At 51.3% G+C, this 22,640-nt stretch carries 17 protein-coding genes and 1 other annotated feature; of the genes, 15 read left to right on the top strand and 2 right to left on the bottom strand.

What is annotated here, in order from left to right; all coding sequences use genetic code 11:
• Window positions 1-56: 56 nt before the first annotated feature.
• Entirely contained in the window at window positions 57-332 is a 276-nt protein-coding gene (locus FHS19_RS29390) for a hypothetical protein (protein ID WP_183585950.1), read from the top strand.
• Window positions 333-643: 311 nt separating this feature from the next.
• On the top strand, window positions 644-1,072 hold the full coding sequence (locus FHS19_RS29385) for a winged helix-turn-helix transcriptional regulator (protein ID WP_183585948.1): 429 nt from the start codon (window positions 644-646) through the stop codon (window positions 1,070-1,072).
• A gap of 14 nt (window positions 1,073-1,086) precedes the next feature.
• Here FHS19_RS29385 and FHS19_RS29380 read toward each other — a convergent pair whose 3' ends face one another.
• A complete protein-coding gene (locus tag FHS19_RS29380) occupies window positions 1,087-2,085 on the bottom strand; it encodes an aldo/keto reductase (RefSeq protein ID WP_183585945.1) in 999 nt (332 codons plus the stop codon).
• 387 nt (window positions 2,086-2,472) lie between these two features.
• On the opposite strand from FHS19_RS29380, the gene FHS19_RS29375 reads away from it, so the two are divergent.
• From FHS19_RS29375 to FHS19_RS29335, 9 genes are all read left to right on the top strand, one after another.
• On the top strand, window positions 2,473-4,404 hold the full coding sequence (locus tag FHS19_RS29375; protein WP_183585936.1) for a fructose-1,6-bisphosphatase: 1,932 nt from the start codon (window positions 2,473-2,475) through the stop codon (window positions 4,402-4,404).
• 178 nt (window positions 4,405-4,582) lie between these two features.
• Window positions 4,583-5,746, top strand: a complete 1,164-nt coding sequence (locus FHS19_RS29370) for an epoxide hydrolase family protein (protein WP_183585934.1) — start codon at window positions 4,583-4,585, stop codon at window positions 5,744-5,746.
• Between the two features lie 647 nt (window positions 5,747-6,393).
• Window positions 6,394-7,563 carry an ROK family transcriptional regulator gene (locus tag FHS19_RS29365; RefSeq protein ID WP_183585932.1) on the top strand — a complete coding sequence of 390 codons (1,170 nt, stop codon included), beginning with the start codon at window positions 6,394-6,396 and terminating at the stop codon, window positions 7,561-7,563.
• Between the two features lie 293 nt (window positions 7,564-7,856).
• Window positions 7,857-8,936, top strand: coding sequence for an extracellular solute-binding protein (locus FHS19_RS29360; RefSeq protein WP_183585929.1), 1,080 nt, complete (start codon window positions 7,857-7,859; stop codon window positions 8,934-8,936).
• 375 nt (window positions 8,937-9,311) lie between these two features.
• Window positions 9,312-10,394, top strand: a complete 1,083-nt coding sequence (locus FHS19_RS29355) for an ABC transporter ATP-binding protein (RefSeq protein ID WP_183586319.1) — start codon at window positions 9,312-9,314, stop codon at window positions 10,392-10,394.
• A 16-nt stretch (window positions 10,395-10,410) separates the two neighbouring features.
• Entirely contained in the window at window positions 10,411-12,153 is a 1,743-nt protein-coding gene (locus FHS19_RS29350; protein ID WP_183585928.1) for an ABC transporter permease, read from the top strand.
• A 216-nt stretch (window positions 12,154-12,369) separates the two neighbouring features.
• The gene (locus FHS19_RS29345) at window positions 12,370-14,922 is read left to right on the top strand and encodes an NEW3 domain-containing protein (protein WP_246426903.1); all 2,553 of its coding nucleotides are present in this window, start codon (window positions 12,370-12,372) and stop codon (window positions 14,920-14,922) included.
• A gap of 155 nt (window positions 14,923-15,077) precedes the next feature.
• The gene (argH, locus tag FHS19_RS29340) at window positions 15,078-16,589 is read left to right on the top strand and encodes an argininosuccinate lyase (protein ID WP_183585926.1); all 1,512 of its coding nucleotides are present in this window, start codon (window positions 15,078-15,080) and stop codon (window positions 16,587-16,589) included.
• Entirely contained in the window at window positions 16,586-17,632 is a 1,047-nt protein-coding gene (locus tag FHS19_RS29335) for an N-acetylglucosamine kinase (RefSeq protein ID WP_183585924.1), read from the top strand. Before argH ends, FHS19_RS29335 begins: the two co-directional genes overlap by 4 nt.
• Before the next feature lie 276 nt (window positions 17,633-17,908).
• On the opposite strand, the gene FHS19_RS29330 is transcribed toward FHS19_RS29335, so the two are convergent.
• Window positions 17,909-18,292 carry a RidA family protein gene (locus FHS19_RS29330; RefSeq protein ID WP_183585922.1) on the bottom strand — a complete coding sequence of 128 codons (384 nt, stop codon included), beginning with the start codon at window positions 18,290-18,292 and terminating at the stop codon, window positions 17,909-17,911.
• Window positions 18,293-18,397: 105 nt separating this feature from the next.
• Between FHS19_RS29330 and FHS19_RS29325 the strand changes: the two genes are divergently transcribed.
• The 4 genes from FHS19_RS29325 to FHS19_RS29310 all read left to right on the top strand — a co-directional run bounded on the left by FHS19_RS29325 (window position 18,398) and on the right by FHS19_RS29310 (window position 22,581).
• A complete protein-coding gene (locus FHS19_RS29325) occupies window positions 18,398-18,742 on the top strand; it encodes a winged helix-turn-helix transcriptional regulator (protein ID WP_183585920.1) in 345 nt (114 codons plus the stop codon).
• A gap of 214 nt (window positions 18,743-18,956) precedes the next feature.
• A complete protein-coding gene (locus FHS19_RS29320; protein WP_183585918.1) occupies window positions 18,957-19,331 on the top strand; it encodes a chromosome partitioning protein ParB in 375 nt (124 codons plus the stop codon).
• A gap of 265 nt (window positions 19,332-19,596) precedes the next feature.
• Window positions 19,597-20,820 (top strand): multidrug effflux MFS transporter, encoded by a 1,224-nt coding sequence (locus tag FHS19_RS29315; RefSeq protein ID WP_183585916.1) that lies wholly within the window; start codon window positions 19,597-19,599, stop codon window positions 20,818-20,820.
• 438 nt (window positions 20,821-21,258) lie between these two features.
• Window positions 21,259-21,493, top strand: a binding site (T-box leader).
• 221 nt (window positions 21,494-21,714) lie between these two features.
• Window positions 21,715-22,581 (top strand): GNAT family N-acetyltransferase, encoded by an 867-nt coding sequence (locus FHS19_RS29310; protein ID WP_183585914.1) that lies wholly within the window; start codon window positions 21,715-21,717, stop codon window positions 22,579-22,581.
• The last annotated feature ends 59 nt before the right edge of the window (window positions 22,582-22,640 follow it).

Here is a 22,640-nt window from a genome sequence, read left to right as displayed (position 1 = left end):
GCAGTGAGTTGGCAGTTCTACAGATAAACCACAGAGTTTGGAGGTTTCATTAGGAAATGGAGTACATTCTAATCATCATATCTCTCCTGATCATCATAAATTTATGGGCTAAGGTGAGTAAATTAGAAGGTCGCATAAAAGGAATGCAATATACCATAAACCAGTTAACCCAACAATCGGGACTGCCTGAAAATCCAATAAATGATGAACTACGTCAGTTCATAAAAGAGGGTGAAGACGTAAAAGCCATTAAAAAAGCAAGAGAAACTTTAGGTCTTTCCCTGTTAGAAGGCAAAGAATATATTGATAAGCTGAAATCTGAAACCAGATAATGCTTAACCAATCGATCATACACGTAGACAACGACGTGCTTTCGGATCTTACTTAACTATAGGTGCCTTATCTATGTTAGTATGGATCTGTAATAGCTATTAGGAATGAGGTTTCGAGTAAAGTCATGAGTCGTTTAGGGATGACATATGAAGGTACCCTTCGGAGAAATAATATGTTTTAAGGTGTACTTCATGACAGCGTTCATTATTTTATATTAAAAGAGGAGTATGTAACATCCAATCCTATTTAACTAATCTGGCCTTACCTATCTTTGCAGTAAGACACTTGCCAAAAGAGGGGGCTTTGATCCATGGCGAAGGAAAGTGGAATTTTTGACTCCATAACGCCTGTACAGGTCATAACGACTGAGGAACAGCATCCGACCCTAAATGCCGAAGAAGAATGCGATATCAACGTTGGAGAAACGATCCGGGTGCTTGGCGGGAAATGGAAAATGTCGATATTGTATGAATTGGTTGGCAAGACCCGGCGTTTTAATGAGCTGCGGCGGGCGCTTCCGGGAATATCACAGAAAATGCTGACACAGCAGCTGCGCGAGTTGGAAGAAGACGGATTGGTTAACCGGAATGTTATTCCAGATAATCCCCCCAAGGTGGAGTATTCCACCTCTTCTTACGGGGAAACGCTGGTGCCGCTGTTCGACGTCATGTTTGAATGGGGTGCAAACCACCGCAAGCGTAAATCTCAATCGCAAAAGCTCTCAGGAAATCCATCCTGAGAGCTTTTCATATTTTATTTTTCACTGTCCAGCAATGCCATTTGATGTTCGTCATAGCGGTCTCCCGCCACCTCATCGGGATGAAACAACGTGCTTATTACCTCTACTTCTGCGCCGGAAAGATCGATTTCCGCTGCGTAAAGCGCATCTTCTAATTGGGTCTGTTTCCGGGCGCCGATCAGAGGAAGGATATCCTGCCCTTGCCCGATCACCCAGGCGATAGCGAGTTGAGCCACATTCACTCCTCGTTCTTCGGCCACCTTACGCAGCTTTTCTACAAGCTCCAGATTGCGCTCCAAATTACCTTTCCGAAGGCGGGGGCTGGATTCGCGGAAATCACCCGGTTTGACAGCGCGCTCCTTTGTCCATTTGCCGCTTAGGAGTCCGCGGTCCAGTACTCCGTACGGGTTCAGCGAAATTCCCAGCTCGCGCAGTACAGGCAGAATCTTCTGCTCAATGCCGCGGCTGAAAAGCGAATACTCGATCTGCAGCCAGGATATCGGATGTACGGCATGCGCGCGGCGAATCGTATCTACGCCGACTTCGGACAGTCCTATATTTCGTACATATCCCGCCTGTACCATATCAGAGATCGCACCAATTGTCTCCTCAATCGGCACATTCGGATCCAGTCGGGCGGGCTGGTACAAATCGATATAATCGGTGTTCAGGCGCTGCAACGTCATCGCCAGAAAATTTTTCACGGCCTCCGGCCGTCCGTCGATACCGGTAAAACCGCCTTGCGGATCGCGCATAACGCCGAATTTGACGGCAATAAAAGCGTCCTCGCGCTTCTTCCCTTGCAGCGCCTCGGCAACCAGCATTTCATTATGTCCGGACAGGTAAAAATCTCCGGTATCCAAGAGCGAAATGCCGGCCTCCATCGCAGCATGAATCGTTGCAATGCTCTCTTTCCGGTCCGCATTGCCATACACGCCGCCCGACATTCCCATGCAACCCAAGCCGATGACTGGAAGTTCTACATTGCTATTTCCAAGTTTACGTTTATTCATTCTTGTGTCCTCCAAGCTATGATTTTTAATCGCGATCGTTCAACCTAGGTCTGGCTCAAGTATAAAACCCGTGCGAACCTACCACAAGGAGGCACTATTACTTCATCTGGTAACTTTCAGGTGACTTACTGTGGAATCTCTAGATACGCGGGTTTCCCCCGAAATGATCCCCACTATTTAGCTAGCGGGCAGGATAGCGTGGGAAGTTTCAGTTATAATAGCTGTTAGTATGAGTCTAAAGGTTGCGGTGCAGGACATGCTCGGGTTTTGTACAAAATAATGATCACCCACCCTAATGTTTTTTCCTTTACTGTTAACACTAAGTTTACTAAGTTTAAAGGTACGAGGTTATACATCACCATCTTTCCTTGAAGGGGGACATCTGTTTTGGATGCGCAGTTTCTAGATTTATTGGCCCAGCAATATGATACGGAAGAAAAAGTGATCACCGAAATCATCAACCTTGAAGCGATCTCTAACCTCCCCAAAGGAACGGAGCATTTTGTCAGTGATTTGCATGGAGAGTTCCAGGCTTTTCAGCATGTGCTCAGAAACGGTTCGGGTACCGTAAAAGAGAAAATCAAAGATTTGTTCCGTGAGGTTTGGACGGATCAAGAAATCAGTGATTTTGCGGCGTTGGTTTATTATCCGGAAGAAAAAATACAGCTGGTAAAAGGAGACCTGTGCAATAAACAAGCCTTGAACCGGTGGTATCGACAAACGATTGAACACATGCTTAAGCTCATTTCTTATGCTTCTTCCAAATACACGCGCTCGAAATTGCGTAAAGCTCTGCCGGAGCGGTTTGTGTATATCGTCGAAGAGCTTCTATACAAGACGGATTTGACCCACAATAAGGATCCTTATTATGAGGAAATATACCGGCAAATTATCTCCTTGGGGCAGGCGGACAAGCTCATTATCGGCCTTGCTTATACGACCCAGCGCCTGGTGGTTGACCATCTTCATGTGGTCGGAGATATTTATGACCGCGGACCGGAACCGGATAAAATTATGGACACGCTGATTAACTACCACTCTGTAGACATCCAGTGGGGGAACCATGATGCCCTGTGGATCGGTGCCTATTCGGGTTCCCTGGTCTGCCTTGCGAATATTATCCGGATCTGCGCCAGATACGACAATTTGGACATCATCGAAGACGTATACGGAATCAATCTTCGCCCACTGCTGAACTTGGCGGAGAAGTACTATGATGACAATCCGTCCTTCAGACCGAAGCTGCAAGCGGACCATAACGTATCGGAGCCGGAAATCCTGCAGATTACCAAAATTCATCAAGCCATTGCCATGATCCAGTTTAAGCTTGAAATCCCGATTATTAAGAGACGCCCTTACTTTAATATGTCCGAAAGGCTATTGCTGGAGAAGATCGATTACGACAAGAATGAAATCAACATTGGCGGGAAAGCGTACCCGCTGGAATACACCTGTTTTGCAACCGTAAACCCCGAGCAGCCTGATCAATTATTAGAGGAGGAGCAGCAGGTGCTGGAAAAGCTGCTGTTCTCCGTTCAGCATTCCGAAAAGCTGGCGAGACATATGAATTTTCTGATGAAAAAGGGCAGTCTTTATTTAAAATACAACGGGAATTTGTTAATCCACGGCTGCATTCCTTTGGACGAAGAAGGAAACATGGAAGAAATGCAGATTGGAGATAAACTGTATTCGGGGCGTCAACTGCTTGATGTTTTCGAATATTATCTACGTTACGCCTTTGCGCATCCGGAAGAGACGGATGATCTGGCTACGGATATGGTATGGTACATCTGGACAGGGGAATGTTCCTCGCTCTTTGGAAAAAGAGAAATGACCACCTTTGAGCGGTACTTTATCCAAGATAAAGAAACGCATAAGGAGAGAAAGAACCCTTATTACCATTTACGTGAACATGAGGAGATCTGCCGGAAGATCCTGCTGGATTTTGGCCTGAATCCGGATCATGGACATATCATTAACGGCCACACGCCTATTAGAGAAATTCGTGGAGAGAACCCGGTGAAAGCGGGCGGGAAAATGGTCGTCATCGACGGCGGTTTTTCCAAAGCTTATCAGTCTACGACGGGCATTGCCGGATATACCTTGCTGTATAATTCCTTTGGCATGCAGCTTGTCGCCCATCAGAAATTTAATTCCAGAGAAGATGTGTTATGCAACGGAACGGACGTATTGTCTGTAAAAAGACTGGTGGACAAGGAACTGGAGCGGAAGCTGGTGAGGGAAACGAATGTCGGAGAGAAGCTGCAGCAGAAAATATCCAATTTGAAAAATCTCCTGGAGTATCGCTACATGAAATGAAACAGCTGCTAAAATGAGGATCACTGCTAAAGGTACAAAGAGCCGCCCGAGGGCGGCTTTTTTATTTTAAAATATTTTTGCCTCCTGCTGCACCCTGACATAATGCTGTCAAGGTGGGTGGTCTAATATTAGTCATGTAAGCAAGACAAACGACAACCCATTCGAGGAGGAAAATCAAATGACCACCGTTAACCCGAATTCTTACGAGGTAAGTGCAGCAATCCAACCTTTCCATATCGCCGTGCCACAGGATGATCTGGATGATCTTCGGTATCGCCTATCCCGGACACGGTGGCCTGAAACGATGAACGGGGCCGGCTGGAAATACGGCGTTTCGCTCGACTACATCAAAGAGTTGGCGTCCTACTGGCAGAATGAGTACGATTGGCGGAAATACGAGGCGCAATTGAATGAGTATCCGCAGTTTACAACGACGATCGATGGAGCACAGATCCATTTCATGCATGTTCGCTCGCCGGAGCCAGATGCATTCCCATTGCTGCTTACTCATGCTTGGCCGAGTTCGATTGTCGAGTTTCTGGAATTGATCGGTCCGCTTAGCGATCCGCGCAGCCACGGCGGCGATCCGGCGAACGCATTCCATCTCGTCATCCCTTCCGTTCCCGGATTCGGCTTCTCTGGTCCTGAGCTCGGCCCCGGATGGAATATTTCCCGCATTGCCAAGGCATGGGATACGTTAATGAAACGTTTGGGATATGCAGAATACGGGTCACACGGCAGCGATTGCGGGGCTCTTGTGTCCAGAGAGCTTGGTATCCAACAGCCGGAAGGCCTTCGGGGCATCCATGTGCTGCAGTTATTTTCTTTCCCTTCTGGAGATCCTGCCGAGATGGCGGATTTATCGGAGGAAGATCAGAAGCGGCTCCAATTTCTGGCGAATTTTCATGAACAGGCGGGCTTCAATGCGATCCAATCCACCCGGCCGCAGACGCTCTCCTACGGGCTTGCGGATTCGCCGGCAGGCCAGCTCTCTTGGATAGCCGAGTTATTTAACGGATTCGGCGATCATGTGGATTTTATCGACAGGGATGCACTCCTGACGAATGTTACTCTGTACTGGCTGACCAATACGGCGGAATCGTCCGCCCGGTTATATTACGAAAACGCCCATCAGCCGCAGGAGCCGCAGGGACCAAATACGACGGAAACCGGAGTGGCCGTGTTCGGAAATGATTTCAAATCGATAAAACGGTTTGCCGAACGCGACAATACCAATATTGTGCAGTGGTCGGAGTTTGAGCGCGGCACCCACTTTGCCGCTATGGATGCACCGGATTTTCTGATTCCCGACATCCAGTCATTCTTCAGAAGATACCGTTGAGATTAATCATCATGCCCGAATCAACGGGATGGATGCTGGCCACATAGTGGGGAAGTACGATTCAAAGCTGAGCAGACAACGTCGGTGCAGAGTGTAATGGACGTAGTCTGAACGGTAAATGAGGTTTTAACCCTATGAACGATTGATGACATGAAGAAGGCTTCCGGCTCAAAACGCTGGAGCCTTTTTTTGTGGCTATTTGAAAGGTGATATTCCATCAGAAGGGATTCATCATGAAAATTTGTAAAGGTTACCCGAAGAGGAGCCGGCCGATACCCAGGTATTTATGCCTGATTTTCGCCCGGCTTTTCTCGTTATTTAGTGGGACTTCAATTATTAACACAGGGAAAAAGGATACGGGAAGAAAGTCGTATCCCACTGAAACGGTTTGACTCTGATTCGACCCTCAGAAAAAGGGCATTCCAGAGATGGAGGAGGCTGGAAAAAACGTATCATTCCGGGGCGGGCGGGAATTTGTACGTTTGGAAAGAGGAGTAAAGAAGCATGGGTTTCGATCTTTTTCGACGGTTAGGAATGATTTCTCATTTTTGGGAAACCGCATTGACGAATTGAAAACGCATTCATATACTTGAGCCTAAATTTGGATTTGTTAGTTATTTTAACAAAGTAAGGTGGTGGATGACATCGTGATCGGTAGGGGGAAAACCGGGAACGCCAAGTTCGTGAAGCAGATGAACCGGGAAGGCATATTGCATCAGCTCCGGCAGGAGCCCCGCTTGTCACGAGCCGAACTGGCAGTAAAAACGAAGCTTAGCCGTCCTTGTGTCTCGGCATTGGTGGAAGAGATGATTCATGAAGGGCTTATTCGTGAGGTGGGTACAGGAGAATCCAGAGGGGGGCGCAGGCCGATCCTGTTGGAATACAATGTGCAGGCGTATGCGGTCGTTGGCGCTGTGTTTGAAGGCAGCGAGCTTGAAATGGCGGTAGCCGATATGAAGGGCGAACTGCTGGCCCAAATGCATACGCGTTTGAAACAGCCGGTGGATGGGGAATCCGCGCTTCAGGCGCTCGAAGAAACGCTGGAGCATCTGCTGGATGCGAGCGGGACGGACCGGGGCCGGGTAATCGGCATCGGCGTCGGGCTTCCGGGCATTACGCAGCGCCGAAGCGGCACCGTCAGCCATGCTCCGAGCACGGGCTGGATGGACCTCCCCGTAGGCAAGGCAATTGAAGAGCGCCTCCAGCTGCCGGTGGTGCTGGATAATGACGTCAACATGATGACGCAGGGCGAATTTTTCGGCGGGGCCGGATCCGGCGTATCCAGCCTGGTGTATATGTACGTCGGAACCGGAATCGGCGCCGGCATTATCCTTGACAAACAATTGTACCGCGGAAGCAAGGAGGCCTCCGGAGAAATCGGGTATATGCGGATCGGTGACTCGCCGGGACGGCGCAAAGGCGAATTCGGCGTGTTCGAGAAAAATTTCTCGGTGAACGGCATACACGGAAAAGCGAAAACGCTCGGGCTTGAGGTCGACCCGGAGACGAGCATTCTCCGGCAGTTAATCCAGCTGAGCGAGGAAGGCAGCTCGCAGGCGGAAGGACTGCTGAATGACGTGTATCACGGCTGGGCTTCGGGAATGGCCAATACGGTCAGCGTGCTCGATCCCGAGATGCTTGTCTTGAGCGGCGAGATGGTTCATTTGAACGAAGCCGGGCTGAACCGGATCCGCGAGCTGCTGCTGGATTGGGTGCCGGTGATGCCGGAAATCCGCTTGGCGGCGCTGCGGGAGCGCGCGGGCCTCATGGGTGCGGTGCACAGCGTGCTTGAGGCGCACTCGTTCGCATCCAGGTAGTTGACATTATGAATTATAAATTAGCTCAACATCCTAATCAGTACTTAATCATAAGCAGAGTAGCGGAGGGGCCGGAATCGATCTGGAGAAGCGGAAGCGGTCGGCTAAAAGCTTTCCGAAGGAAAGCTGGCTCCGGAAGCATAGCTGTGATCGAATTTCTACCTTGTTGAAAAGGTGGATCAAGAAATTTGGGAACAACAGCGATCGGAAGAACGATCCGGAACCGCAGCGGCCACCCTGCACGATACTAAGAACTAATTTCAATGTTGAGCCTAAAATTAGGGGGATTAACAATGGCAAAGAAATGGTTCAAGCTCGGCATGATGTCCATCGCTCTGACAATGACGGTCGGTCTGACCGCTTGCGGCGGGGGAGACAAGGAACAGGCAGCCTCCGGTGAAGCGAGCGGGGATAAAGGATCACAGAAGCTTGTCATCTACACCGCCCGCGACAAAAACGTCGTCGAGCAGATCCTGCCGAAGTTCGAGGAGCTGAACCCGGATATCGACGTCGAAGTGATGACGATGGGCGCCCAGCAGATCATGGAGCGGGTGCGCGGCGAGAAGGCCAACCCGCAGGCTGACTTCTGGTGGGGCGGAACGCAGTCCTCTTTTATTACGGCGGCGAATGAAGGGCTGCTGGAATCGTACAAACCGAGCTATGCGGACAGCATTCCGGCCGAATACAAAGACGAGCAGGACCGCTGGTACGGGGAGATGCTGCTGCCCGAGGTCATCATGTACAACTCCGAGGCGGTTAAGAAGGAGGATGCGCCGAAGGATTGGGACGATTTGCTCGATCCGAAATGGAAGGATCAAATTCTGATCCGCGGCGTCATGGCGTCCGGCACGATGAGAACGATCTACGATGCCATGATTTACCGCCAAGATCCTGCGAATCCGGAAAAAGGCTACGAATGGCTGAAAAAGCTTGATGCCAACACGAAAGAGTATACGCAGGACCCGACTCAATTGTACTTGAAGCTGGCCCGTCAGGAAGGCAAGCTGTCGCTGTGGAACCTGCAGGACATTCTGATTCAGAAGGAACTGCAGAAGCAGCCGTTCGATTACATCTATCCGACCAGCGGTGCACCGATATTGGTGGATGGCGTAGGCATTATCAAAGGTGCCAAAAACTTGGACGCTGCGAAGAAGTTCTTTGATTTTATTTTTGATGAAGGCCAGCTGAAGGAAAAGGCGGACAAGCTGTTCCAGATTCCAACCCGGACCGATATCGATAAAAGCCAGTTCCCGGACTGGTACAAAAACCTCGATACCAAGCCGCTGGACTTGGATTGGACAGTTCTGGCGGATAAAGAGAAGGAATGGATGCAGTATTGGGATGAGAATATCAAAGGCAAGGGCGGTAAGTAACCGAGTTGCAGCTTTCAAGGCAACAAGGGCCGGGATGGGAACCACCCCACCAGGGCCTGCCTGCAGTATTCGAGTTGGTGAGAACGAGAATCTAAAAAATCAACGCTTAAGGTCGTCAGACCGTGCTTCATGCTGACGGCGTTCGGCTTGATAAGCAGACTTCTGCAGCGATATAAGTTAAATCAAAGAATACGATGCAGGCAAGGGAGTAAAATGATTCCGAAGAAGCGGAGCGGTCGCATTTGGCTTTCGGATTTCTACCTTAAAGGTGCAATATAATCAAGAAATCCGAAAACAAGAGCGATCATAGGAACAGTTTACGTACTTGCCCCCATCATCCATTCGATACGTGAATGACTTGAAGGAGGACGAATGATGATCGGAGTCACGCTGGACCGCGTCAGCAAAACATTCGGCGGGGCCAAAGGTGTGGAGGACGTTGACGTACATATCCATCCAGGCGAGTTTTTTACTTTTCTGGGTCCGAGCGGCTGCGGCAAAACGACCACTTTGCGCATGATCGCCGGATTCTATTACCCCAGCGACGGACGAATCCTATTCGGTGAGCATAATGTCACCCACATGCCGCCTAATAAGCGCAACACGGGTATGGTCTTTCAAAACTACGCCTTATTTCCGCACATGACCGTATTCGAGAATATCGCTTTCGGTCTTCAAGTCCGGAAACAGGGCAAGGCTGAAATTAACGAGAAGGTCACGCGCGCCCAAAAGCTGGTGCATCTCGACGGCTACGGGCAGCGCCGCATCGATCAATTGTCCGGCGGGCAGCAGCAGCGGGTTGCGCTCGCTCGTGCACTGGTGATCGAACCGAATATTCTCCTGCTCGATGAGCCCTTGTCCAATCTCGATGCTAAGCTGCGTGAAGAGACAAGGCAGGAAATCAAGCGGCTTCAGCTGGAGCTGGGGATTACCACGATTTACGTCACACATGATCAGTCGGAAGCGATGTCGATGTCGGACCGGATCATGGTCATGAAGGATGGCGTCGTGCAGCAGATCGGTACGCCGCATGAAATTTACAACCGTCCGGTCAACCGTTTTGTCGCTTCGTTTATCGGGGAGTCCAATCTGTGGGAAGGCACAGTGGAGCGGCTGGAAGGCGATAGGGTGGACGTTCGGCTTGCACCGGATTTGCGGCTGACCGGCCTCGCCAACAATGCCTCGCCCGAATGCAAGCTGGCCGTGGGGCGGAAGGTCACATTGTCGGTACGCCCGGAAGCGGTTCGGGAGGCCTCCGCGTCCGAACGCGGCGAGGACAATACGATGGCTGCGAAGGTACTGCTGTCGGAATTCACCGGGATTAGCGTGAATTATATTGCTCAGGCCGGTCCGTTGTCCGTGAAGGCGATGTTTGTCGGACAGGGGCACCGGATGAGGGAGCGGGACGAGGAAGTGTTGTTTACCGTGGCGCCGGACAGCATTTATTTTTTGGAATAGGGGGTGATCCGAAGCGATGAACAAACCTCAGCCTCAATTGGCACCGCCGCCTATTCGCCCAAGCAGCCGCTGGAATTCGCTGACGAGATCGCCGCATTTTGTATATGTGCTGATTGCGCCGTTATTCCTTATTCTTTTGGCGTATGTCGTCTATCCGTTCTTCCAGACGTTCCTGCAGAGCCTGCAAATGGAAGGCAGTTTTTCGCTCCAAAACTACTCCCGTTTCTTCAGTCTGGAACATACGGCGAATCTGGAGGCCCTGTGGACGAGCGTATACATTTCGGTACTTAGCGTGATTACCTGCGGCATCGTGGGGGTGGCCATGGCATTCCTGCTCGAGAGGTACGAGTTTCCCGGCCGCAAGCTCTTGGCGGTGCTTGTCCTCGTGCCGATGGCGCTGCCGCCGCTGATCGGGGTGTTATCCTTTGAATTTCTGTACGGTTCCAGCGGGATTATTCCGCGGGGACTGCAGCATCTGCTTCATCTGGACAAGCCGCCTTTTACGCTGAAAGGGATTTGGGGCGTGCTTGTTGTCCATACATTTACGATGTACACCTATTTTTATATGACGGCGTCTTCGGCGATCAAGGGGCTTGATCCGTCGCTTGAAGAAGCCGCGTCGAATCTGGGGGCGAACCGGTTCACCATCTGGCGGCGGGTGATTCTGCCCATGCTGACGCCGGCCATCGTCGCGGCCTCGCTGCTCGTCTTTATGATCTCGATGGCGTCGTACACCGCGCCGCTGATCTTCGGCATTGAACGGACGATGACGATGCAGATCTATCTGTCCCGCACCAACGGTGACTTGGATATGGCTGCGACGCAATCGACGCTGCTGTCCGTCGTGTCCATTCTGTTCCTCATTCTGATGCGTTGGTACCAAGGCGCGCGGAACTACCAGAACATGAGCAAAGGCGTCAGCGTTCATCGGACCGAGGTGAAAAGCAAAGCGGGCAGAAACACCGCGATGGTGTTGTCCTTTCTCGGGGTGCTCGTTCTTATGCTGCCTATCCTGGTGATTGTGCTGCTCGCTTTTTCCGAAGACGGGAAGTGGACGACCCAAGTGCTGCCGCCGTCTTATACGCTGGACCATTTCAAGGATCTCTTCACCGACAGTAAAACATGGCGTCCCATCGCCAATAGCTTCAAAATCAGCATCGCAGCGACGATTGGCAACCTGTTGTTCGGCGTCGCAGCCGCCTATGCCATCGTTCGCATGAACTTTAAAGGGAAGACACTGCTCGATATTCTGATCATGCTGCCATGGGCGCTTCCGGGCACGGTCGTGGCTGTGAATCTCATTACGGCGTTCAGCGAGCCTAATGCGTTCTCCTTCGGACAGGTGCTGATCGGCAGCTTCTGGATTTTGCCGCTGGCTTATTTCGTCCGGCATCTGCCGCTGATCTTCCGCTCGACCTCGTCCACGCTGATGCAAACCGACCGCTCGGTGGAGGAAGCGGCGCGAAATTTGGGAGCGTCCTGGTGGTATACCTTCCGCCGTGTCGTGTTTCCGATGGCGCTGAGCGGTATCCTGGCGGGCACGCTGCTGGCGCTTGTGGAAGGCATCGGCGAGTTCGTCGCCTCGATTTTGCTGTATACCAACAAGACGACGCCGATCTCGGTGGAGATTTTCCAGCGGATGTACGCCTTTGAATTTGGAACCGCCTGCGCGTACGGCGTGCTGCAAATCGTCATGATTATTCTCGTGCTTTACGTTTCCCGGAGGCTGACTGGCGGTAATGCCGGCTCCGCGATTTGACCGATAGATTGTCCTGAACCTGAAGCGGTACAAGAATACCTTTTTTCATTACGCGGCGACCTGTCCAATGCGGGATGAGCCGATTGCGATAATGATACAGGCAGACAGCGGCATTTGCCGCTGCAAGCCAACACTCACGCTTGAAGGAGGAGAAGTAATTTGAGTCAACGTGAACGGAGTAAGAAGCGCAGGGCGAAACAATGGATGGCGGCTTCGATGAGCCTGGTGATGGCTGGAACGCTGGCTTTCCAAGCCGGTCCAGGAAAGGCATCCGCTGACAGGGGGGTGGTCGATTTATGGAAAGCCATCAAGCCCCTCACCACCATTGCCAGCGCGATGAATACGGGAGCTCACCCGGATGATGAGCACAGTGCGACACTCGCGTATCTTTCGCTCGGGCTCGGCGTGGATACATACAGTGTCATCGCCAACCGCGGGGAAGGCGGGCAGAACGAAATCGGCAGTGAGCTGGGTAACGCCCTCGGAATCATCCGCACACGGGAGCTGCAGGAAGCATCGAAGATTACGAATGTGACGCTGGCGAACCTGAGCCAGAAGCTGGACGATCCGATCTATGATTTCGGATTCTCGAAAAGCCCTGACGAAACGTTGGAAAAATGGGGCGAGGACGTCGCTTATGAACGGCTGATCCGCCAAATCCGGGAGAAACGTCCGGATGTGCTGATTCCGGCATTCCTGAACGAGCCTTCGACGCACGGGCATCATCGCGCGATCAACGTGCTGACCGTACGTGCCTTCAAAGATGCTGGCAACCCGCAGGTGTTCCCGGAGCAGCTGAAGGAAGGGCTGCAGCCTTGGCAGCCGAAGAAGCTTTATGTACCAGCAACGGAGAAGGCATACGATGTCTCTTTGCCGGTCAACGAATACAATGAGCTGTACGGCGCTTCCTATGCCCAGCTCGGAGAAGAATCCCGCTATATGCACAAGAGCCAGGGCATGGGCCGGCAAGTGGACGAAGGCCAAGGAACGGCCTATTACACACTGCAGGCATCGGCGGACGGCAAGAAGGCGGACGAGAAGCCGGCAGCGTCGCTGTTCGGCGGAATCGCCTTTACGTTCGACGATCTGGCCAAAGAAATCGACGCCAAAGGAAAGGACAATAAAGTCGCCAAGCAGCTGAACACGCTGCAAAAGGACGCCAACGAAGTGATTGCGGCTTATCCCGCATTTGCGAAAGTGGCCCGCGAAGTTCACGAGATGAAAGCGGATGTTCAAACCGCCGTGGAGCTTGTCAAGTCCTCATCTTTGGATACATCGGCGAAAAATGATCTGCTGCATCGCTTGGACGTGAAGGAAAGACAGCTCAATAAAGCCAGCCAAGAGGCGACTTCCGTCGTCGTCAAGGTGAAACCGGAGACCGGGGAGCTTACTCCAGGGCAAACCACGAAGGTGACGGTAACGGCCTTTAACGGCGGAGACGTGAATGTCGGCAAGGTCAGCCTGAAGCTGAATGTTCCCGAAGGCTGGAATGCAAAAGCGTCAGGAGCGGCGACCTTCGCCAAGCTGGACAAAAACAAGACGGTCAAAACAGAATTTGAGGTCACCGTGCCGAAACAGGTGGAGGATTTCAATCCCTACGCGCTTCCGCTGATTTCCGCGGATATCGGGTATGAGGCGTTCGGAACGGCGGCAGCGCTGCATGCGGTTCCGGATAATGCGGTAGCCGTGCTGCCGCCGGTTGCGCTGTCCCTAAGTCCGGAAGCGGCGGTTCTGAATACGCTGAAACCGGGAGACGCCGTACCGGTCAAGGTGACCGCGACGAATTATGCGCCAGGCGCGGAGAAGACGAAAGTTTCGCTCAAAACGCCGGAGGGATGGACGGTGGAGCCTGCAGTGCAGGAATTGAGCTTTGCGGCGAAATACGAAACCAAGACGGCTGAATTTACCGTCAAGGCGCCGGAGGGCGTGAAGGCGGGAAGCTACAGCTTGTCGGCTGTATCGAGCGACGGAACGCTAGACAGCAGCAGAACGGTACAGGTCATCCAGTATCCGCATATCGGCAAAACCTATTACGTCAAGCCGGCCAACCTGGCCATTCAAGCGTTCGATTTGAAGGTGCCGGAGGGACTGAAGGTCGGCTATGTGTCCAGCGGGTTTGACAACATTGATCAGGTGCTGCGCCAAGTAGGCATGAATGTAACGAACCTGGATGCCAAAACGATCCAGTTCGGCGATCTGTCGCAGTACGATACGATCGTGCTCGGCATTCGGGCTTATGCCTTCCGGCCGGAGCTGATTCCTAGCAATCAGCGTCTGCTCGATTACGCCAAAAATGGCGGCAACCTGGTGGTCCAGTATCACAAACCGGAAGACAAATGGTCGCCGGACCTCGCTCCGTATCCGATCAAGATCGGCGAGCCGCTGATCGAATGGCGCGTCACGGACGAAGATTCCAAGGTGACGATGCTTGCGCCGGATCATCCGATCTTTAACACGCCGAATAAGATTACATCGGCCGATTGGGAGAACTGGATACAGGACCGTTCGGCTTACAATCCGTCCGAATGGGGCAAGGAGTACACGGAGCTGATCTCGAACGGCGATCCCGGTGAGAAAGAGTTTACAGGTACGTTCCTCACAGCCCCTTACGGTAAAGGGAATTACACGTACAGCTCCATTGTCTGGTACCGTGAAATGCCAAGCCTTGTTCCAGGCTCGATTCGCATGTTCGTGAACATGATCAGCCTGAAGCAGGACGGGGCGGCTTCCGCCGGAACGACATCCGCCGGGACGAATCCCCAAAAGTAATGGATATAGAGCTGGAATGCAGGATGGACGATTGAAGGAATTAAGCTTGAAAGGGATGGCGCGGAGCGACAGGCTTCGCGCCGTACCCTGATTTTTAAACGGATAAAGACTATGGCTGCGTACATAAATCAAACCATGGAGGGGACTGGGGCAACATGAGGAATCGGGAACAGATTTTGGAGCGGGAAGGCGGACATTTTCCGGGACGTACCTATACGGAAGCCGTGCTCGAGCCTGCTTTCGATGAAGCGAAGAACAGCCTGCTCGGGGCGATGATGGCGATCAACAAAGCGCATCTAATCATGCTGAAGGAGCAAGGACTCGTAAGCGGGGAAGAAGCCCTCCAAATCGCGTCGGCCATCCGCGGCCTTGATCTGGAGGGGCTGCGCCAAGCGGAATATACGGGACAATTCGAGGACCTGTTTTTCCAGGTTGAGCATGAGCTGCATGCAGCGGCCGGAGACATTGCCGACAATCTGCATCTGGCCCGCAGCCGCAATGATATGGGCATCGCGATTTACCGGATCGTGCTGCGGGAGAAGCTGCTCGTGACGCTTCGCGGAGCCCTTGCGCTCAAGAGTCAGCTGCTTTCGTTTGCAGAGGAGCATAAAGACACGATCATGATCGGGTACACGCATACGCAGCAGGCGCAGCCGACGACGTTGGCCCACTATATTCTGGCGATGGCGGACTCTTTGGACCGCGACATCCGCCGGCTGCAGGCGGCTTATGCCAACTGCAACCGAAGCAGTATGGGAGCGGCGGCACTGACCACTTCCGGCTTCGCTATCAGCAGGGAGCGGGTGAAGGAGCTGCTTGGCTTCAACGAGCTGATCTATAACTCCTACGACGCGATCGGCGGTGCCGATTACGTCGGCGAGACGATGACGGCCGTGCAGCTGGCCGCGATTAATCTGGGCAGATCGTCGCAGGATTTCCTGCTGTGGTGCACGCAGGAATTCGGCATGCTGCGCGTGGCCGATCCTTACGTGCAGATCAGCTCGATCATGCCGCAGAAAAGAAACCCGGTATCGTTCGAGCATATGCGTGCGCTTCTCTCCAGCTGCGTCGGCAATACCCAAACGGTGCTGACCATGATGCACAACACGCCATTCGGCGATATCGTCGATACCGAGGACGACATGCAGCCTTATGCCTGGAAGGCGCTGAAGGTGCTGGAACGGATGTATCGTCTGCTCTCCTGCGTCATCGGGACTGTGGACGTCAATAAGGAGGTGTTGCGGAAGCGGACCGAGGGCAGCTTTGCCACGGTGACCGAGCTTGCGGATACGCTGGTGCGCTCCGACCGTTTGTCGTTCCGGAGCTCCCATCATATCGTAAGCCGTCTCGTGAAGCGTGCCGTCGCCGATGGACTTGCCGCTAACCAAATTACGCTGGAACTGGTCAACGAGATCGCACTGCAGGTCATCGGCCGGAAGCTCGCGCTGACGGAGGAGCAGCTGCGAATGGCGCTGGATCCGGTTCATTTCGTGGATATCCGTACGCTCCCCGGCGGGCCGGCTCCTTCAGAAATTCAAAGCGTAATCGCGAAGCGGAAAGGGGGCCAGCAGACTCAGGAGCAATGGCTGGATGCAGCCCGCAAGCAGGCGGAAGGAGCGCTGAAGAACCTGGATGATATCCTGGCCGGCTGGAGCGGCAGCCGATGAACACGGCAAACATTCCTCTTCTGGCCGTTGACGGCGGGGGAACGAAGTGTCTGGCCGTGCTTACGGACGCTGAGGGCCGGGTGCTGGCGAGCGGGCGTGCGGGATCATGCAACTACCAGGGAGTAGGGCGCGAAGCCGCGGCGCTTGAGCTTACGCGTGCGATCAAGGAAGCCAAGAGGCAGCTGGCGGCGCTGGATGTTAAAGGGAATACGCTGTCTCCGTTTGACGTGGCTGCTGCTCCTATCCCTTCTCAGGTCGCAGAACCTTCCCCTGGCGTCACAGTAGACGTACCGCTGCATGTGACCTGCGCGGTGTTCGGCCTAGCCGGCCTGGATACCGATTATGACCGTCAGGTGATTGAGGAGCTTGTCTATGAAGCGCTTCGAAACACGCAGGTGCAGGCCGACCGCATCCTCGTGGAGAATGATGGCGTGGCCGCTCTACTCGGTGCCACGGGCGGCGACCCCGGCATCCTGATCATCGCCGGCACCGGCTCGATCGTGTACGGAATCAACGCGAGCGGTAAAAGTGCCCGTGCAGGCGGCTGGGGCCACCGTGTCGGCGATGAAGGCAGCGGCTATTGGATCGGTAAGCAGGCCATTATTGCCGCACTTCACGGATATGACGGAAGGGGCGGTGCCACGGCGCTAACGGGTAAGCTGCTGCATCATCTGAAGCTGCAAACGGAAGAAGAACTGTTCAACTGGGCCTACTCCGCTGCATACAGCGTGGAGAGAACAGCCGAGCTCAGCAAGCTCGTGAGCGAAGCGGAGCAAGAGGGAGACGCGTCTGCGCGCATGATTCTCGAGGCTGCTGCCGACGAGTTGTTTCTAGGGGCCCGGGCCGTGATCGAAAGAATCGGATTGACTGAAGCGGCAGAGCCCTTTGCCCTGATTTTGCAGGGAGGCGTGCTGCAGAATATTCCGCTTGTGCGAAGCCGTTTGGCGGAACGAATCCGTGCCATCTCGCCTATGGCCAGTGTGGACGAGGCGAAGATGGAGCCGATTTACGGGGTGATTGCGCAGGGGATGCGGCTGCTCTAGACAGCCGGGGAACGATCCGTCCCATACCTTTAATAAAAACCAATGGCTTAGCTTGAAGCGCCTTTGCTAATGCAGTAACCGTTAGCACAGAAGGCGCTTTTTCACCGTTCTCCAGTTCACACATTCCGGACGGGCAATTTGGGAATAGGCTAACTCATCTACCCGCATTGTCCACTGACGCTCCGGCAGCCTCTGCTCAATAAAAGACGGAAGCCGGGCATAGAGGGTCCAGTCTTTTTGAAAAACCAAGTATGGCTAAACTGTCAGGTGGCCGAATTAGTTCGTGTGTGCGACGGCGCTGATTTCGACCAGCTGCTCGGGAGACGCCAGGTATGTTACACCGATGCAGCTACCGGCCGGCCTGTGTTGTCCGATGTATTCCTTGAACAGCCGAATGCAAGGCTCGAAGTGCTCTTGCGCGTTTGTCAGATAGATCTCTACATAAGCCAGGTTCGACTTCGTGACACCCAATCCCGCCAGCACGCGATCCAGATTTTCCAGCGTCTTACGGGTCTGTGCTTCGATATCTCCCTCGCCAACAAACGCTCCCTCCGTATCGTGGGAAAATTGCCCCGAAATGTAAATGGTGCCGTTGACGCTATAGCCCTGAGTGATGCCGTGATCCCAAAGATCGTGATTGTAGGTTTTCACTGTAGTCATTTTTTTCTCTCCTTTACTTCAAAGTAAGGCAAGTATAAGATGAGAAAAAATAAAAATATAGTACGCACTTTATTGATAGGTACTATCAGAAAGGATAGTGCAAACATGAGCATGGCTGAGTATAAAGGCAAAGTTAAAAATATTCAGGACACACCTTTTGGATACACATTATCCGTTATTGGCGGCAAGTGGAAAATGGTAATTATCTACCTCCTGGCGGAAAATCAACCGGTTCGTTTTAATGACCTGAAGAGACAGATCGGAGCTATTACTTTTAAGACATTGAGTTCACAACTTAAAGAATTGGAAGCAGATGGGATGGTGAAGCGGAAAGAGTATCCTCAAGTTCCTCCAAAAGTCGAGTACAGTCTTACAGATCAAGCGGAAACACTATTACCCGTTTTGGAAGGGTTATGCGAGTGGGGAGTAAAAAATCAACCTAAGACATGAGCGGCTTTCCATTAACAGGAAGCGTTAGTTCAACGCCGGCTGCGTCAGGTGAGAGGATGGTTTCCAAGTAATGATGAACCGTGCCTAACAGGAAAGAAATAATTTAGAACTCGCTGGCAGCCGTCGTGCCGTAGCCGAGGTATGTTTGCCTGTTCTGAACGAACTAAACATCCCTATCGTCTATTGATATGATGAAAAACCGAGGTGATTTATTGTGGAAGAGTTACTTTCACGAATGAAACATATTCACGGAAGGATGATTGACGGAAGGCGACATTTCTGGGATGTAGAGAAACTATGGGAGTTATCCAAAAACTTGCCCGTTCATAAAATCAGTATTGATTCAATAAAGGAACTGGATCAGGATTGTTGGTTTGCAGATAGCAGGAGGACACCCATTCCAACGATACGCAATGTTGCGCTTCATTGTCAGCGGATTATCAACGCCAACATGGAGTACCCCATATTATTATGTTCAGACGGACAATTAATTGATGGGGGACATCGAATTGCAAAAGCATTAATGGATGAAAAAAGTGAAATTGATGCCGTGTATATTCCATTGCCGACGGCGGATGTGATTCAATGAAGAACTAAGTTCTAAAACCCTCTATTAGAAGAAAGCTAGCAATAAAGCTCTAATAGGAGGTTTTTTTTATGCTTATTAACAATAATCCTTGACTTACAGTTAACTCTAGGCCTTATACTTCAACTAAACATCAAGGAATCGCAGTCGATCTAACAAAGACTAGGAAAGGAGATTGGAGAAAACATAAGCCGCACAATCGGACATGTTTGGAAAAATGTTTATTCAGTAAATAGAAACCATACTAGAATTGGAGATTCAACTCATAATGAGAACAAATAATGCACCGAATGTTTTCGGCCTGGCTTTGTTGCTGGGTTTATTTTCGACGTTAGGCCCGTTTACGATTGATATGTATTTACCGGCATTTCCTGAAATCGCTCAAAATTTCAATACGAGCGCGTCACTCGTCCAGTTTAGCCTGACGGCTTGTTTGCTTGGACTAGGCATAGGTCAGCTCGTGATGGGCTCGCTAAGCGATGTGTATGGCAGGCGGAATCCGCTGCTGATTTCCATGGCCGTGTATATCATCTCCTCGTTAGCTTGCGCATTCGCACCCAATATTGGATTGCTCATCCTATTCCGGTTTGCCCAAGGGTTTGCCGCTTCCGCAGGAATCGTCATCTCGCGAGCCATAGCCCGCGACCTGTACAGCGGTCACGAACTCACTAAATTTTTCTCTTTACTGCTGCTCGTAGGTAATTTGGGTCCACTTGCTGCACCGATTGCAGGCAGCGGCATTCTTTCGTTCACGACTTGGATCGGCGTGTTTATCGCGCTTTCCCTGCTGGGCATTTACTTGTGGGCAATGACAAAATGGCGTTTGCAGGAGACACTCCCCACGGAAAGACGCGAGAAACCCAACTTTGCAAACCAGCTGCGCAGCTACGGACATCTCTTGCGTGACCGCCAATTCGTCGGGTACATGCTGGCACAGGGAATTATGATCGCCGGTGTCTTTGCTTATGTTTCAGGGACGCCTTTTATCTATCAAAATATTTATGGCGTCACACCGGCCGTTTTCGCCTTGCTTTTCGGATCGAATGGTATCAGCTTGATTATAGGATCGCAATTAGTGGGACGAATGGCGCACCGCATATCCGAACAGACTTTTCTGCTGTTTGGCCTATGGGTAGCCTTATCGGCAAGCATCGTCGTTTTAGTGGTCGCTGTATTCCATGGTCCGCTGTTCGCCTTGGTCATCCCGCTGTTTTTCTTTGTTTGCTCCATCGGCATTACATCCACTGCGGCATTTCCGCTTGCCATGGAAAGACAGGCTAATATGGCGGGAAGTGCTGCCGCGCTCCTGGGGGTTATCCCTTTTCTGCTAGGTGCGGTGGTTGCTCCTATGGTTGGGATCGCCGGTGAAAATACCGCCGTTCCGCTAGGCCTGATTATTTTAGCGACGAGCACGGCGGCCATGCTCGCTTATTTCGGACTGGTAAGAAAAGCTCCGCATGAAGCATCACAGCAAGCTCAAATCCGAGCCTAATTTTTAGATCTGACTGAGTTAATAAAGCTTATGGAGAACAATTAGCTTAAAAACAACACAACAGCAGCCGGCAATTTAGCAGGCTGCTGTATTTGTAAAAGGGAGGATACTTTAAGATCAACCGCGGAGAACCGTACCCTAAATAAGGGCAGGTTTTTTTGTGGAATTCCTTGCGGGGGATGGATTGTATATATGTGTTAGGTTTCGGGCCAGGGAAACGCTAGAAAGGGACATAGGGGGATGCACTCGATCACGATCGTGAAGGGCGAGGGGAATCAGCGCCTGGACAAAGAAAAAGCCCCGTCCACCTTGTCATATATGTCTGAATTAGTACTTGTTTCGGCATTGAATTACCAGACAGAAAAAGGAAGTCAATTAAGATTTTCTCTATTGACAGAATATTCCATTGATATTATAGTGTATCTAATTACATTGCTTACAGAAGCGACGAAGAGGACAAGTAGATCCGGAAATGCCGTTCAGAGAACTGCCGGTTGGTGCGAGGCAGCGGATATCCGAATCCAAAAATCACCTCAGAGCTGGCCCCCGAATGATAGTAGATGGGCCCGGGATTCTACCGTTACAAAGAAGCATCGTTGTTGGACGATGGCTAAGAGGGCGTTTATTATAAACGTCAATCAGGGTGGTAACGCGGAGCAACTCCGTCCCTAACGGGATGGGGTTTTTTTGCGTCTTCATAAATTAATTATTAAATTGGAGGTTATCGAATGAGTAAATTGATGGTTACAGAACGTTAGGCATTGCGACAACTTGAATTTGAGGATGCTGAGGCTTTGGGGAAATTGGCAGGCGAAAAATCAGCAAACCGTAAGAAAGAACGATTAGTATAAGAAATATGGAAAAACGCTGAGCGGATGAAAGGGTGATATTGCAATGCAATTCAAGTTGTATACGGATGTGCATGAGTTCTACAATGATACCTATGATGTGTTGATGCGTCATGAAGCACAAAATTTGATTCCTCTTGGCAATATCATCATTGGGCATGAAGGAAAAGACAAAACAGACTGGCGTGACCCTGTAAATTGGCTTATGGCAACTATTTCGGATGCTAAGGGCATACAACTTACCGCCATAATGACACCTCCACACAATATTACGCTTTATGCAACAGACAACATCATTAACCCAGAAGCTATAAACTGTCTGATAGATGGGCTGAAAGACCGTGAAATTCCAGGTGTGATAACCGAAAAAACCTTGGCAGAGTATTTTGCCACAGAATATACCTTGCGCAAGGGAATAACCTTTAAAACATCCATGAGCCAACGTATATATGAACTTACGGCAGTAAACCCAGACATTCAAAAGGTTGGTGTCGTTCGATTGCTAGATGAAAAGGATATTCACTTTTTCCCATACTGGGCTGAAGCATTTTATGCAGCGGGGAGTTATGGCAAAACAGAAATGTCCATACCGCAAGATGCAGACCCTTACCTCTACCGAATAGCATCGAAAAAACTCTATATTTTAGAGGACAACGGGATACCCGTTTCTATGGCAGGATATACAAGGGAAATGCAGACGGCCATCGGTGTGGCATTTGTATATACCCCTCCATATGAACGCAGGAAGGGTTACGCTACTTCAATTGTGGCGCAAATAAGCCAACTTGCATTGGATAAAGGGTTTACTAAGTGCGTCTTATATACGGACTTAGCAAATCCCACATCAAATAGCATCTATCAAAAGATAGGCTATATGCCAATTTGTGATTCACTCCAGTTAAAATTTGAATAGTAGAATGATGCGGACAGAACCTCTACTGCCTTAGAAAATAAGAGCATAATATACCGTAA

Origin of the sequence: Paenibacillus rhizosphaerae, from assembly GCF_014192015.1 — a bacterium.
Lineage (GTDB): Bacteria > Bacillota > Bacilli > Paenibacillales > Paenibacillaceae > Paenibacillus_AQ > Paenibacillus_AQ rhizosphaerae.
Note: the sequence above shows the minus strand (reverse complement) of the source record. Positions and strands in the feature narration are given on the sequence as shown.

What these genes read in the sequence shown, in the direction of transcription:
- FHS19_RS29360 (WP_183585929.1), top strand. Translation starts at nt 7,857, where the DNA reads ATGGCAAAGAAATGGTTCAAGCTCGGCATGATGTCCATCGCTCTGACA.
- FHS19_RS29370 (WP_183585934.1), top strand. Translation starts at nt 4,583, where the DNA reads ATGACCACCGTTAACCCGAATTCTTACGAGGTAAGTGCAGCAATCCAA.
- FHS19_RS29350 (WP_183585928.1), top strand. Translation starts at nt 10,411, where the DNA reads ATGAACAAACCTCAGCCTCAATTGGCACCGCCGCCTATTCGCCCAAGC.
- FHS19_RS29310 (WP_183585914.1), top strand. Translation starts at nt 21,715, where the DNA reads ATGCAATTCAAGTTGTATACGGATGTGCATGAGTTCTACAATGATACC.
- FHS19_RS29385 (WP_183585948.1), top strand. Translation starts at nt 644, where the DNA reads ATGGCGAAGGAAAGTGGAATTTTTGACTCCATAACGCCTGTACAGGTC.
- FHS19_RS29315 (WP_183585916.1), top strand. Translation starts at nt 19,597, where the DNA reads ATGAGAACAAATAATGCACCGAATGTTTTCGGCCTGGCTTTGTTGCTG.
- FHS19_RS29380 (WP_183585945.1), bottom strand. Translation starts at nt 2,085, where the DNA reads ATGAATAAACGTAAACTTGGAAATAGCAATGTAGAACTTCCAGTCATC.
- FHS19_RS29330 (WP_183585922.1), bottom strand. Translation starts at nt 18,292, where the DNA reads ATGACTACAGTGAAAACCTACAATCACGATCTTTGGGATCACGGCATC.
- FHS19_RS29345 (WP_246426903.1), top strand. Translation starts at nt 12,370, where the DNA reads ATGAGCCTGGTGATGGCTGGAACGCTGGCTTTCCAAGCCGGTCCAGGA.
- FHS19_RS29355 (WP_183586319.1), top strand. Translation starts at nt 9,312, where the DNA reads ATGATCGGAGTCACGCTGGACCGCGTCAGCAAAACATTCGGCGGGGCC.
- FHS19_RS29390 (WP_183585950.1), top strand. Translation starts at nt 57, where the DNA reads ATGGAGTACATTCTAATCATCATATCTCTCCTGATCATCATAAATTTA.
- FHS19_RS29325 (WP_183585920.1), top strand. Translation starts at nt 18,398, where the DNA reads ATGAGCATGGCTGAGTATAAAGGCAAAGTTAAAAATATTCAGGACACA.
- argH (WP_183585926.1), top strand. Translation starts at nt 15,078, where the DNA reads ATGAGGAATCGGGAACAGATTTTGGAGCGGGAAGGCGGACATTTTCCG.
- FHS19_RS29335 (WP_183585924.1), top strand. Translation starts at nt 16,586, where the DNA reads ATGAACACGGCAAACATTCCTCTTCTGGCCGTTGACGGCGGGGGAACG.